Origin of the sequence: Bacillus sp. FJAT-27916, from assembly GCF_001183965.1 — a bacterium.
In the GTDB taxonomy this organism is placed as follows: domain Bacteria; phylum Bacillota; class Bacilli; order Bacillales; family Pradoshiaceae; genus Pradoshia.
In genome coordinates, this window is sequence record NZ_LFZV01000001.1 from 3,112,110 (window position 1) to 3,125,700 (window position 13,591).

At 45.3% G+C, this 13,591-nt stretch carries 11 protein-coding genes; 3 read left to right on the forward strand and 8 right to left on the reverse strand.

All coding sequences use genetic code 11. From position 1 onward, the window contains the following. Positions 1-5: 5 nt before the first annotated feature. Positions 6-557, reverse strand: a complete 552-nt coding sequence (locus AC622_RS15250; RefSeq protein ID WP_049671846.1) for a GNAT family N-acetyltransferase — start codon at positions 555-557, stop codon at positions 6-8. A 218-nt stretch (positions 558-775) separates the two neighbouring features. Between AC622_RS15250 and AC622_RS15255 the strand changes: the two genes are divergently transcribed. Next, positions 776-1,306 carry a GNAT family N-acetyltransferase gene (locus AC622_RS15255; protein ID WP_049671847.1) on the forward strand — a complete coding sequence of 177 codons (531 nt, stop codon included), beginning with the start codon at positions 776-778 and terminating at the stop codon, positions 1,304-1,306. Between the two features lie 250 nt (positions 1,307-1,556). Here AC622_RS15255 and addA read toward each other — a convergent pair whose 3' ends face one another. Both addA and addB read right to left on the reverse strand, forming a co-directional pair. After that, positions 1,557-5,273: a helicase-exonuclease AddAB subunit AddA gene (addA, locus tag AC622_RS15260; RefSeq protein ID WP_049671848.1), complete on the reverse strand. Its 3,717-nt coding sequence runs from the start codon at positions 5,271-5,273 to the stop codon at positions 1,557-1,559. Next, the gene (gene addB, locus AC622_RS15265; RefSeq protein ID WP_049671849.1) at positions 5,266-8,745 is read right to left on the reverse strand and encodes a helicase-exonuclease AddAB subunit AddB; all 3,480 of its coding nucleotides are present in this window, start codon (positions 8,743-8,745) and stop codon (positions 5,266-5,268) included. Before addB ends, addA begins: the two co-directional genes overlap by 8 nt. A 159-nt stretch (positions 8,746-8,904) precedes the next feature. Here addB and AC622_RS15270 point away from each other — a divergent pair, with 159 nt between their 5' ends. Next, the gene (locus AC622_RS15270; protein WP_049671850.1) at positions 8,905-9,690 is read left to right on the forward strand and encodes an SDR family oxidoreductase; all 786 of its coding nucleotides are present in this window, start codon (positions 8,905-8,907) and stop codon (positions 9,688-9,690) included. A 48-nt stretch (positions 9,691-9,738) separates the two neighbouring features. Here AC622_RS15270 and AC622_RS15275 read toward each other — a convergent pair whose 3' ends face one another. Beyond that, complete coding sequence (locus AC622_RS15275; RefSeq protein ID WP_049671851.1) at positions 9,739-10,149, reverse strand: GNAT family N-acetyltransferase; 411 nt, start codon at positions 10,147-10,149, stop codon at positions 9,739-9,741. A 162-nt stretch (positions 10,150-10,311) separates the two neighbouring features. After that, positions 10,312-10,743: a VOC family protein gene (locus AC622_RS15280; protein ID WP_049671852.1), complete on the reverse strand. Its 432-nt coding sequence runs from the start codon at positions 10,741-10,743 to the stop codon at positions 10,312-10,314. Between the two features lie 186 nt (positions 10,744-10,929). Here AC622_RS15280 and AC622_RS15285 point away from each other — a divergent pair, with 186 nt between their 5' ends. Then, entirely contained in the window at positions 10,930-11,601 is a 672-nt protein-coding gene (locus AC622_RS15285) for a hypothetical protein (protein ID WP_049671853.1), read from the forward strand. Positions 11,602-11,905: 304 nt separating this feature from the next. On the opposite strand, the gene AC622_RS15290 is transcribed toward AC622_RS15285, so the two are convergent. The 3 genes from AC622_RS15290 to AC622_RS15300 form a co-directional block, all read right to left on the reverse strand. Continuing rightward, positions 11,906-12,604: a DUF1287 domain-containing protein gene (locus tag AC622_RS15290; protein ID WP_082197164.1), complete on the reverse strand. Its 699-nt coding sequence runs from the start codon at positions 12,602-12,604 to the stop codon at positions 11,906-11,908. A gap of 138 nt (positions 12,605-12,742) precedes the next feature. After that, positions 12,743-13,183, reverse strand: coding sequence for a hypothetical protein (locus AC622_RS15295; RefSeq protein WP_049671854.1), 441 nt, complete (start codon positions 13,181-13,183; stop codon positions 12,743-12,745). A gap of 136 nt (positions 13,184-13,319) precedes the next feature. Further along, complete coding sequence (locus AC622_RS15300) at positions 13,320-13,568, reverse strand: hypothetical protein (RefSeq protein ID WP_049671855.1); 249 nt, start codon at positions 13,566-13,568, stop codon at positions 13,320-13,322. Positions 13,569-13,591 lie beyond the last annotated feature (23 nt).

Sequence of the window (13,591 nt, forward strand, 5' to 3'; positions counted from 1 at the left end):
ATAGCTTATGAATGAAACAATGCATTCAACTCCCATTCTTCTCTTAAAAGGCCCATTCGGATGGAATCATAATACCTTCCATTATAGTAACGACATTTTCGAAGCCTTGCCTCCATCGTCATGCCAAGCTTTTCACCAAGACAAATCATCCGTTCATTCCCCGACCAAGTAGTAAAACCTACTCGGACCAATGGCAGGGTATTAAACAAATGATTGGTCCATAGACGGAGAGCCTTAGTCCCATACCCTCCATTCCAATACCTCGGATTATAAATGACAATCCCCATTTCCAGCCAAAGGGATGGCTGATGCTCCCAATAATAACTGACGGTTCCAATCACCTCGCCTTTTACCTCAATAGCCCACTGTTTATCTTGACCGATAATCTGATCTTTTTTAGCTAAATATTCTTCTAACGGTATTTGCTTATGCTCGAAGTATGGAGCATCCCACTTTTTCCATTCAGGAGACTCTTCTTTATAAATTAATGACCATAATATTGGCAGGTCCTGCTCCATAATTGGCCGAATCATCAGTCCATCAACCCCGTAATACATACTAACTCCCCCTAAATTCACTCTTCAATTGTACTTCTAGGTGATGTCGTTTATTTCCTTCAGATAATCTGTCCAATAGCTGAAAAAAGACTTCCATCATTTCTATTTCCAAATGCATTTTTATTGTATATAATAGCGCTATTCCAATGCATGAAGCGACTGACCTATGCAAAATGTTAAGCTCCAGATATGGAAATAAGAAAATAGAGGGAAAAATATTGATTACCGAATTACAAACGGAACGATTAATACTTAGAAAAATAAAAGCTTCAGACTCCACTGCCTTATTTAAAATCTGGTCTGATAGGGAAGTTACCAGGTTCATGAACATCACTCGTTTAACGGAAGAACGTGAGGCACTAGACATCATTGCTATGCTCGACGGCTTCTTCCAAGAAGGTAAAGCTATTCGTTATTCGATTATTCATGCAGAGTCAAATCAAATAATAGGCTCCTGCGGCTTCAATTTCTTAGACTTCGAAAACTTAAAAACAGAAATTGGTTATGAGCTTGGGAAGGAATACTGGGGTAAAGGCTATGCCGGGGAGGCCATTAACTGCTTAGTGGATTATGCATTCCATACGCTTCATTTCAATAGAGTCGAAGCAAAAGTCGAGCCTGAAAACAGCAACTCCATAAGACTGTTGGAAAAGCTGCATTTCCAGTTTGAAGGCACCTTACGAAAATCCGAGAAATCAAAAGGCCTATTGATTGATTTAAATATGTATTCGAAGCTAATAACGGATTAACCTACTAGTGAAAAGCCTTATTCAGAGAGAATATAGGCTTTTTTTCTTAGATTCCTGTCCTATCAATCGCCTCTGTTTATTGACAGAGTAAACCGCTATTAATACCCTTTTGCGTATCAGATAAGCCAGAACAAAAAAGATTAGTACCATAATAGCTATTTTACTGAAGGACAGCTGGCTAAAAGATTTGAGTAAAATAAAAAAGCTGCCATGCACAATCATTCATGCATGACAGCCTTTATATAAACGCCTATAGCTTAATGAAATGGGCGCCGTCAAAGAAGAACAAGTACTTCTCCTTAATCTCTCTCTTCAATATTTGCTCCAATGCGCGTGTGTATAGTTCAATCTGCTTCACATAACGCGCCCTCAATACTTCTTCTGCTTCTTCAAATCCGTTCGGGAAGCGGCCGGTAATAGCATCGGTTTTGTAATCGACGAGCACGAGGCCATTTTCATCCTCGAACAGGCAGTCAACAATCCCTTGCACGAGGATATTCTCATCCCCGCCGTCCCAATCATGATAGGCTTCCCTTGCTGGGTAAGCCATCGTGAATGGTACTTCCTTACGGATTTCTTTCGCGTGCTTCATTCGCTGTCCAATTTCACTTTCAAAGAAGCCAAGTAGCTGAGCGGCATCAATTGCCTCTGCCTGCTCCTTCGTAATGAACTCCTTCATAACAAGCCTTTCCACCAAGGTCTGAATAGACTCTTCATTCACCGGCTCGCGTGCATCAATATGCTGCATAACGAGATGGACCAATGTCCCGCGTTCGGCAGGTGTCATCTTCTTCTGCTGTATAAAGGACGGACGCTTTAGGTTCGTTTGCTTGAACCGGGCTTTGACGAGCGTTGCTGCACTGTACGGATCCTCTGGCTCATTCATTCGTTTCAATTCGGATACGGATTGCTTCGACCGTTCTCCAGTTGCACTTGTATATTCGTACTCCCATGCGAGCTGTCGTTTGACATGTTCATGATACTTCGATTCAATCGGGACAGGCTCCATTTGCTGAATGGATTCAAACAATTGCTTTGTCTCCAAGCTTTCCTCTTCCTTGACGGATTGAAGCGAGCTTCCCCCCCGAAGATGAACCTGCCATCTAGAAGGATGCTCGGCAACCTCGCCGCTTGCCCCTTCTGTCACGGATTGATGACGGCAGAGAGCAGGACCAATCCAATCCATATAGGAAACCGCATTGGCACGTACATAATCGGGAAGAAGCCAATCCTCCCTCTTGCTGTAGGCAGACCATTTATCGAGTGCCTTCACGCCATCTGAGACGGTTCCAATCAAGTACAGCTTCTCCTTGGCACGTGTTAAGGCCACATAGAGAACACGCATTTCCTCAGAAATATTCTCTAGCTGCATTTTTTTCTTAAAGGCAATCTGCGGCAAGGATGGGTATGTGAGACGCAGCTCCGGATTCACGTAACGGAAGGCAAGTCCTAAGTCCTTATCAATCAAATACGATTTCCGCAGGTCCATTTGGTTAAAGTTTCGGGATAGGCCTCCCAGAAGAACAACCGGGAATTCGAGCCCCTTACTGCTGTGAATCGTCATCAGGCGGACAACATCCTCCTGTTCACCAAGTGCCCGCGCTGCTCCAAGGTCGCTTCCCCTCTCCCTCATCCGGTCGATGAAGCGGAGGAAACGAAAGATTCCGCGGAAGGAGCTTTCCTCATATTGCTGTGCCCTTGTGTAGAGCGCCAGTAAATTGGCCTGCCTTTGCTTTCCTCCGGGCATTCCGCCAACAAAATCATAATAGCCCGTATCACGGTAAAGCTGCCAAATCAAGCTTGATAAAGCCCCTTGGCGAGCTTCTGTCCGCCATATATCAAGCTGCTTAAAGAAGGTCTGCACCCTTGTAAAGGCAGAGCCGTATTTCTCTGCAGAACCCTTACAGCAGTATTCCTTCAGCGCCTCATAAAAGGTTCCTTTTGGCATCGTGATGCGGATATCAGCCAGCTCCTCTTCATTCAGCCCGACCATTGGCGAGCGCAATACAGAGGCAAGCGGGATATCCTGATATGGATTATCGATGACCTGCAGCAAGGAAATCATGATTGCTACTTCAGTCGCCTCAAAATAACCAGTCGATAGATCTGCATAGACCGGGATTCCCTGTGCCCTGAACTCATCCATGATGGCCGGTGCCCATGGCATGGAACGAAGCAGGATGACAATGTCCCGATAAGTAATATTACGGTACGTTTTTGTTTTCGCATCATAGATTTTACGGCGTTCCTCAATCAATGTTTTAATGATTTCCGCCATCTGCCTTGCTTCCAGAAGGACGGCTTCCATATCCTCATCCTCTTCGCCGTCAGCCGTTTCCATCGTCTCCTCTGATTTATCAATCAGATAGAGCTCAATGGGGTACTCCTCTTCCTCCGGATAAGCCGCTCCCTTTTTCAGCTCAGCCGCTTCATCATAATCAATCTCACCAACCATTTTGCCCATGAGCTGCTTAAATAAGAAGTTCGTCCCGGCAAGCACCTCGCGCCGGCTGCGGAAGTTTTTGTTCAAGTCGATTTTCATTCCGCTATCTTCCGGCACGGGCAGGAATCGGCCATATTTACCCATGAATAAATTCGGTTCGGCAAGACGAAAGCGGTAAATAGACTGCTTCACATCCCCGACCATGAACATATTGCCTGCAGCTTCTCCCTCTTCGGTCACAAGCTGCAGGATAGTTTCTTGGACCATATTCGTATCCTGATACTCATCGACGAGCACTTCCTTGAACTTCTTCCGGTACTCAAGAGCAACATTACTTGGTATCCATTCCCCATTTTCTTTTGTTGCAAGGATTTCTAAAGCCATATGCTCAAGGTCTGAGAAATCCACGATGCCTCGTTCAAGCTTAGCTTGCGTGAATCTTTGCTGGAATGCTTGAACAAGCCGCGCAAGCGTGATGACATACGGTTTCATGTCTATCATGTCCTTGATGAAGCTCTCTTCTTTCCTAAAGAAGAGGTCATCAGCAATCGCCTTAATGGACTTCTTCACATTATCGCGAATCGTTTTCGCCCGCTTGGCAAGAGCTTCATCGCATGTGCCTTTACGGATGGATTTTGCCTTTACGAAGGCTGCCCCATTAAAGGCTTCAGACATCGCTGACCAGCCATTTTGCACGGATTGCCAAAGGCCGTCAATCACAGTCTCATCCGCCTTGAAGGTTTCCCCCAAAGCAGCCGGACCCTCAGGGAGAAGGGTTAATTGGTACCCCTCCTCAATCATTTCCTTCGCTGCTTGAAGACGCATGTTAATATCAAATTCAAGCACCGGATAAAATGGCAGCTCCTCAATCTTCGCTGACGGGTCGACATTATACATGTCAGCCAAACCATTCAGCCATGCACTAGGATCTGGATTAGAGCGGGCAAAATCATCGAGCCTGCGGATAATTTCCAAGATGGTCCGGTCGCTTCGGTCATCTGTAAAAGCATCCACAAGTCGGAAAAAGTCCTCATTATCTGGAATGCCATACTCATCCTCAAGCATGTCCTCTAATGCCTCATCTCGAATCAGCTCCATTTCTGTCGCATCGCCGATTCGAAAGGCAGGGTCAATGTCGAGCAAATAATAATGGCTTCTGACAATCTCCAAGCAGAAGGAGTGAAGCGTGGAAATGGAAGCCTTATTCAAAAGCCCAAGCTGTTTGCGTAAATGTCTTGAACCAGGCTGGCGCTTAATTTCCTTTTCTAGCGCCTCCGAAATCCGGTGGCGCATCTCAGCAGCTGAAGCATTTGTAAAGGTTACTATTAATAGGCGGTCAACATCGAGCGGCTTTTCCTCAGAGATAACCTTCTTTATGATCCGCTCAACAAGGACTGCTGTCTTCCCGCTCCCGGCAGCGGCAGCAACAAGGATATCACTGCCGTCTGAGGCGATGGCCTTCCATTGGTCATCTGTCCAAAGCGCATCAGCGGGCTTTTTGGGCAACGGTGTTCGTTCATTCATCTGCTTCTTCCTCCTCTCTCAATGCAGTAAAGATGGCATCCTTCTTAGCTGGTTTTAATATTCGGTAATCATTGCTCTCAAGAGACGGGTCAAATTGGCAGACGGTTTTATACTGGCAGAAGGTGCAAGGCATCTTATTCTGCAGCCGGTATGGTTTAATGTCTGAGACCCCGCTTGTGATTGCTGTTCCGGTATCTGTATAAATCTTCTTCATATGCTTGCTCAGAAGCGAGAACTCCTCTTCGCTCGCAATTTTGGAGGCGGCAGTGAACGTTCCATCCTTCTTGAAACCTGCAGGTACAATCAGTGATTCTCCGCCCTCTAAATCAGAGTCCATCATCTTGACGACCTCATCATCGCCAAGCAAGAGGCCCTTCATCTTGAAGCTCTTGAATACTTCTCGTTCTATTTGTTCAAGCGTATAGACGCCATTATTCTTAATCATTGGGTTATGGACGTGGAAGTACAATACCCCGGCAGGCTTTGCCTGCTTGCCGACCAACAGCGGTGAATGTGTGACAGCAATATCCAAGTAAGTCAGCATCTGCAGGGCAATCCCATAATAAATCTCCGTGAAATTCAAATCCTTGGAGCTCGATTTATAGTCAACGATACGTAAATACGTTCCATCTCCCACATCAGCCCGGTCCACTCGGTCAATCCGTCCGGCAAGCTCCATCTTCGTTCCATTCTTCAGGGAGAAGGTTAATGGCGGCAAATCTCCCCGCTTCCCGAAACCAAGCTCCAGCCCAATCGGGGAGAACTGGCTGTTTCTTGCCTGACCGCTCAAGGTGATGGATGCCCGGCCGACAACATGCTCGAGCTTCCTCTTCAAATAATGGAACCGGTTCGAGGATAATAGAATTTCATTTTGCAGCTTTGGTGCCATCAGTTCGACCGCCTGGCGGGCAAGCTCTAAGCATTGCTCCTTCGTCATTGCTCCCCATGTCGTTCCAGTTTTGATGATTTGTTCTGTCATCCACTGAAGCGCTCCGTGGAACATCTCTCCTATATCCGGCGCCTCCAGCTTGTACACTTCACGGTCGCGCAGCCTGAGTCCGTGGGATGTGTAATGAGCAAATGGACAGCTGTTAAAGAGCTCCATCCTTGAGACGCTTCCCTGGATGGTTTCCCCGTATAATTCCTGAGCCTTCTCATCAGGAATCTTCTTCGCCTTGTTCTCATAAGACAAAGCAGAGAGAACGAAGGCCGCCTGGTCTTTCATTGGACCGTCCTGGCGGTATTCGTTGTAAACATCCCACCAAATATCAGAAACAGGATAGTTTTTCTTCTTCTGCAGCAGCTGGCCGGCAAGGAAGGAAAGTGTCGATCTCGTATGAACGATATACTCAAGCTGGAGCTCATCACTCATTTCTGCCGGGTCATGAACGAAGAAGGTTTCTTTATTATGGACAAATAAATCCTTGATCCGCTTGATATAGGATGAGGCGAGCAGCTGCTTGCCCTCATCATCTGCAAGCGGATAGGAGTAATACGTATAATCTGATGCGAGCAAGAATGCTTTATACGCAGCAAATTCCTCATCCAAAAGCTTGGTCTTAGAGGTCGGCGCAAGCTTCAGTCCAGCAGACTGCAGTGTTTCACGGTCCGCATCTGACAGGATGCCCTCGTCACTCATTCTCGATGGGATGACGCCTTCATTTAAACCGGCAATAAAAGCAATCTTCACGTTTTGTGGACGTGATAAATCGAGATTCGTGACAACGACTTGGTCAAGTGACGGCGGGATTAAGGAGAAATTCAGCGTTTCAATCCCGCTCTCCATAATCGCCGTGAAATTCTTCATCGTAATCGGCCTGTCACCGGCAATCTCGACAAACTGGTCAAGCAAATCGATGACACCATTCCACGCTTGTCCATGCTCGGCCGCATTAGTGAGCTGCCCTTCCTCTTCTCCCATTTCCGCAAGCCTCTCAAGCTTGGCTGGTACAGCCAGCTCATCAAGATATTGATAGAAGGCTTGGGCATAGTCAATTCCGAGCTTCGCCTTCTTAATTCGGTTCATGAGACGGCGGAGCGGTTCAGCTACCTCTTCCTTGATGGCATTGATTTCTGCTTCCATCTTTAATTCTGCATCGGTCTGAACCGTATCGACTAGTTCAAGGCCGCGATTACGTTTATACGTCCAAGTCTGCTTTTTCGTCCAGCGGTCCCCGTAATATCCTCTTGAGAGCACATAGTTTTCAAGAACAGCTGCCTTCTCGCGCGCTTGTTTCAAATCGGAGCCTTCGGCAAATAATAAATCCGTCTTAATGGCCCTGAAAACCGGCTCATACCGCCAGTTTGTCGAGAGAATCTCCATCGTGGAGCGAATAAGTTCAATAAGCGGGTGATTGAGCATTGGCCTCTTCTCATCAATGAAGAACGGAATACCGTAATCGGTGAATACGGTCTCCACCACTTCTGCATACTCTCCACTGTTGCGCGTTAAGACAAAAATATCCCGATAACGATACCCTTCACGTACTGACTTTAGGATTTTCCTCGCGATTCCCTCCACCTCTGCGCGGCGATTGCCGGATGGGCAGAACTCAAATTGGGGCTCCTCCTCAAAGACGGGGGCCGGACGGTTCGCGAACCATTGATCCAAATGCTGCATAGATTCATTCTGAATGAAGCGATGCGGCTCAACAAATAGGCGGTCCTCTTCAATCGGCACGCCATTATCCTGAGCAATCTGGTAAAGGTCAAAATACGTCTCTCCTGTCATGCGGAACAGATGGAGAGGGTCCGGCATCTCGCTCTTGAATGGTTGATCAAGCGTTAAGGAAACCGTCACATTGCGGCAGGTTTGCATTAAGCTTGCTAAGATGCCGTATTCCTGTGTCGTAAAGCTGTAGAATCCATCCACATAAATCTCTGCATTACGTAAATAGGAGGATTCCGGGATTTTCTCCATCAGCAGGGTAAAATAATCCTCTGTATCGACATATTTGCCGGTAAGTTCTTGTTCAAAGCCATCATAAATCACTGTTAAATCATCCAGCTTGGAGCGAAGAATCGGTGACAGCTCTCCTTCTGATTTCTCCGCCATTTCAGCTGGCGTAAGGCAATAACGCTTGCATTCCTTCAACATCTCGTTTAACTGTGCGATAAAGCCCTGCTTATCGCTGGAGCGCTTAAAGGTCGTCAGGTCATCCTTCTTTTCCTCGAGGATTTTGCGAATAACCATATTGACCCCGACATTGCTCAAATGCCGGCGCCCCATCCCTCCTGTCTCCTGCAGGATCTTCCAGGCGAGACGGCTAAAGCTGAACACCTGGGTGCGGATCATCCCGCCAAGTCCCGGTGTATTAATCAGCTCAAGCTCAGCCTGAAAGGTCATTTGGTCTGGTACGATATATATAATAGAAGGACCTTCTGGGTCTTCTGCCAGCTTGGTCCGAATTTCATCTAAAATGGCCGTGGTCTTCCCCGTGCCTGTTTTACCAATATAGAATTGTAAAGACATTTCTCAACTCCCCCTTTACATACCTACCGTCTATTTTACCATATCACCTCTTCCGCTCACGCATTCAAACCTCAAAAATGCAAACAAACATTCTGTTTTTTATTCCCAGCAACAGGGAATTAGGGAAGTGTACACAAAACCATATTAGGAGGAAATCGAATGAGCAAAAGCATACTCATCACCGGAGCAGGTACCGGACTCGGACGTGGAACAGCCCTTGGACTGGCACAGGCAGGCCACCACGTGATTGCAACCGTTGAAATCACCAGCCAAGTCACCTCTTTAAGAGAAGAAGCAAAGGAAAAGGGAATTGAGCTTGAGGTTATGAAGGTCAATATTAATGACCCAGGAGATTTGAGAGCAATGGAGCATTGTGATTTTGACATATTCGTTGCCAATGCCGCTCTCGGAGAAGGAGGACCAATCGCTGAGATTCCAGTCCAGCGTCTGAAGGATCTATTTGAGACAAATGTATTCAGCACCTTAAAAACCGCCCAAATCGCCGCACGAAAATTCGTGCAAAAGCAATCCGGCAAAATCGTGTTCGTCAGCTCAATTGCTGGCTTAAGTGCCGCTCCTTATCTCGGTCCCTATTCGGCCACAAAGCACGCTCTTGAAGCCATCGCCCAATCCATGAAGGAAGAACTGAAACCATTCGGTGTCCAGGTTGCCACCATCAATCCCGGGCCATACAAAACCGGATTCAATGACCGCATGGTTGAGGAACCGTGGAAATGGTACGATCCGAAGATCCACTTCACCACGCGAGAGCAATACGCCAAGGGAACCGAGGTATTCGAAAAGCAATTTGCCCCTGAGGAAATGATTGCGAAAATGGTTGAGGTCATCCCGGCCGAGCATCATGCCTTCCGCACCGTCTGGCCGGAACGCTCTGAGAAGCAGGTCAAGGATTATGAACAAAAGATATGGGAAGATACGATTTAGACAAAATGAAAACGCCAGCGGGTTCAAGACATTCTCCCGCTGACGTTTTTATTTTTCCCACTCTGGTATCGTGATTCTATATCCGCTGAACGAGCGGAATCCCAGCTGTTCATAATAGGTTTTGGATGTTGAACTGGCCATCAGCTCCATCCGCGTCTTCGGATAGAAGCTATGGGCATGCTTTAGCAAGGCCTTTCCAATATCACAGCCTCGGTACTCCTTCTTCACAAGCAGCTCGCATACATAAAGGGTGACCATCCCATCTGTAAGACCGCGAATATACCCGGCCATCACTCCATTACATTCAGCCACGAAGGCGATATCAGAATGTTTCCAGGCAGCCCTTGTCTCCTCGGATTTCTCTGCTAGATTCGTCCATCCTTCCTCTTCATTTAACTGCTGTATATGAAAGAAATCCTTTTCTTCAAACCTTCGGATATGCATTTGCTTCGGCTGCATAACAGCACCTCCGTTTTTTGAAGGCCAAAAATAATTCTATTGGTCCACCCAATGCAATCTCACTTTCCAATTATCTTCTCAATCATCAGCCCTACTCTAGATTATCCCGTTTGCAGAATAAGAAACCCGGCCATCTGGCTAAAGACAGAATCAGGAGAGAGATTAAAAAGAAATCATCGCACCGCGTTCATCAAATACGGATTCCGGATTCCACGCAATCTCCCAAAGATTGTTTTCAGGATCCGCAAAATAAGCTGTTCTCCCGCCCCAGAAGGCATCACTTGGTTCTCTTAAAATATTGCCGCCCGCTTTTCTAATCGTATCAATGGTTGTATCCACTTCCTCAGGTTTATTGACGTTGACAGCAAAGGATACTCCTCGAAAGGTATCTGCATTTTGATTTATTTCTACTCCCGCATCCTTAGCCAATTCCTCAATAGGAAACAGGGAAAGCAGGACGCCTGCCGTTTTAAAGACAGCGTAATGATCAGAGCTTGTCCCCGTTTCTTCCCAACCTAATTTTTTGTAAAACGAACGTAAATCAGGCACATTGGTTGCACCAATTGTAATCAAGCTAACCCTTTGCAAAACCATTAATAGTCCCTCCTCTTTGTTTTAAATACCATCTTCAACACAATGGATCGTTAATCCTTCTTTCTGCCATTCCAATCTTCCGTTAACCTGCAAAAGGAAATGAACACCTGTTTCGTAACTGTACCTCCACAAGCAGGAAGAACCATCCATTTTATCGAATAAAAATGAGAGAAAGGAGGATTACTCATGAATTATCTAAATTTATTCCTTGCAGCCGGTATCTTAGCCGGAATAGGCTGCTATGCCATGACTTACTATATATCCAAATTGATTTCCCCGCTTTATCGATCGCTTATGGTCGGCGGGGCAGCCGTCATGCTTTTGTTGGCAAGCATCGCCCTCATCGGTGGATGGGATGGCATTCCGTTTGGTTTCATGGCCATCGGCATTGGCATCGTCAGTGTCTTGCTCGCTCTGACTATTCGCTTTCCGTTCATCAAGCGAATCGGGCTGGTTCTTCTGGCCGGCTGGGCAGGCCTCTTGCTCGTCACTCCATTGTTGGCAGGGGAAACAAACTATTGGGTGCTCGACAAGCAAGGAACTGATGGCTATACGGACTCTTCTCTTTCCAGCGAGTATGATGCCCTTCAGCGAAATGCGTCTGTCCGAGGTTATTCCATTCACACGATTTCAGAGGGCAATCCCGCTATCGTCCTCTCCCTTGGTGAGGTAATGAAAGGCTCTAACCTAGAAGTGGTAAACGTGGAGAACGAAAACAACCGAACCACTATCACGGTACGGAGTTTTGCGAATGGGTCCTCTGAGGCAAATCCAACCATTATGATTGGCTTAAATGAGCTGAAAGAAGAAATCATTGTCACCGATACCGATGGCACCCGTTATCCGAAACTGGACTGATGTCCAGTTTTTTATTGCCTGGATTTCTCAAACAGCTATGCTAATGTAACTATTATTATTTACAGACCCCCAGTCCGTTCTATCATTCTCATTAATACTTTTCTGCCAATCACTTCACTAAAGGTGACTTATGAAGCGTATAATCATTCTTGGTATAAACATGATGATATTCCAAACTATCTCTACGATAATATCTATTAGGACATCTTTAAGAAATCTGCCTACTTTTCTGATTCTCCTCATCTTCTACTGACCCCTGCTATTCTTCTGACCTGGAGCAATAAATGCCCTTTTCTATTTTCAATCAATATTTCCATCTATAATGACCTACAATTGGTTGTTGATAAGAAGTTAATTTAATTTCCGATGCAAAAGGAGGGGTGTTATGAATTAAATAAGGGATGCCATCTTTGGCCCTTTTATCAGAAATGATGCCGGCATGGTCTGTCCCCTCCAAATAGATGACAATATCCCCAGGCTGCCACTCCGCTAAATTCTCTGGATCATTAGGAATCAATTCGGTCGTAAGGGATTCGGCAAATCGCTCAAAAAAGACATGCTGATTAGGAACCCTCCTGAAATCAATATGAGGATCAGGGTTTTCCCCTACCCGTGGATATAAAGACGAATGTTCTTGAATATCTTGATCCATCAACTCTTTTAAATGGATGCCCGCTCCTGCCAATCCTCTCCAAATAACATCTGTGCATACTCCCTCGCTGTCTGGAGGATAACCGCCTTCATAATAAGCACTCTTGTAACGTGTTCGATTCTCCACTTCTTCCCTCGCAGCATTCACGATGTCCAGCGGATCAGCCACCGTATTCTGATTTTGATCAACCCTTGCATACTTTTCCTCCACAGTAACTTTTTCTGCTAAGGGATTATCAAGATGTATACCTGCCATGTCCAAAATCAAACCGTCCCGATAAAGCATCGTAAACAAAGGAGCTGTCACTGCCAAACCCACGCCAGCTATCAACATTATTTTTTTCAGCTTCATTTATCTCCCCCATCTGCATAAAGCAAACAATTATATATTCTGATAGTCACTGAAATATACTCCCATATGGAATTCAACAATAAAGGGCATGAATCCTTCTTGAATTCATGCCTCATTAACTAGATTAAGAGCAAAATCTCAATATTCTACAATCGTCAGCCATTGACCATCCGGCCCTACGGTTATGTGGGGAACTTTGAGTGCTTTAAAGAGTTCACCTAAATCAAGGTTTTTCTTGCTAATTTGATTTAAATGCTGGGATATATCTAACTCCGAAAAAATAAAAAAGTCTATTGTTGAAGACCTTAAATAAAACTCGTAAACATATTGTTTCTTACGATCCTTCACATACCCCAAAAGTCCAATCGTCCTTGGGAAGATCTGTATTAAGGGGAATTTAATCTTTTGGATTACAACAAAATCATCCGACAGCTGATTTAGCAAATCCTCCTCCCAATCAGGAATAATGGCATATATATAACAATCTTGCTTATAAATGTCATCGATTATATCCACAAATTCCTGTTCATCTATTTCCTCATCCAGTAATTGTTCCATTATCTTTGGGGTGCGATTCACCTTAATCACCTCTTTGTTATTTGAATATTAAATCGAGATAGCTTTCCTCATCCTGCTGCCCTCTCCATTTGCATATGAGCAAAAAAAGAGCTGATAACAGCTCTTTTTTACTAGAATTAACAAAGTCCTTTATTGACTAACATTCACTTTCCTCACAACCACACTCATATTCCTTGAAGATGAATTCCTTGTATAGTCTATACTCTTTAAATTCACGTGTATCCGATTCATATACCTTAACCAAAGGAGCCACATCCACCTTGGCCAATTCCTTAATTTGTTCCTCTACATCCTTCGTTAAATCCAGGATATATTCGTTCATGTCTATAAAAAGATCATTATGCTCACAGACATCATAAGTGACGGCCAAGTAAAATTTTTTCATTTGTTATCCCTCCACTAAACCCT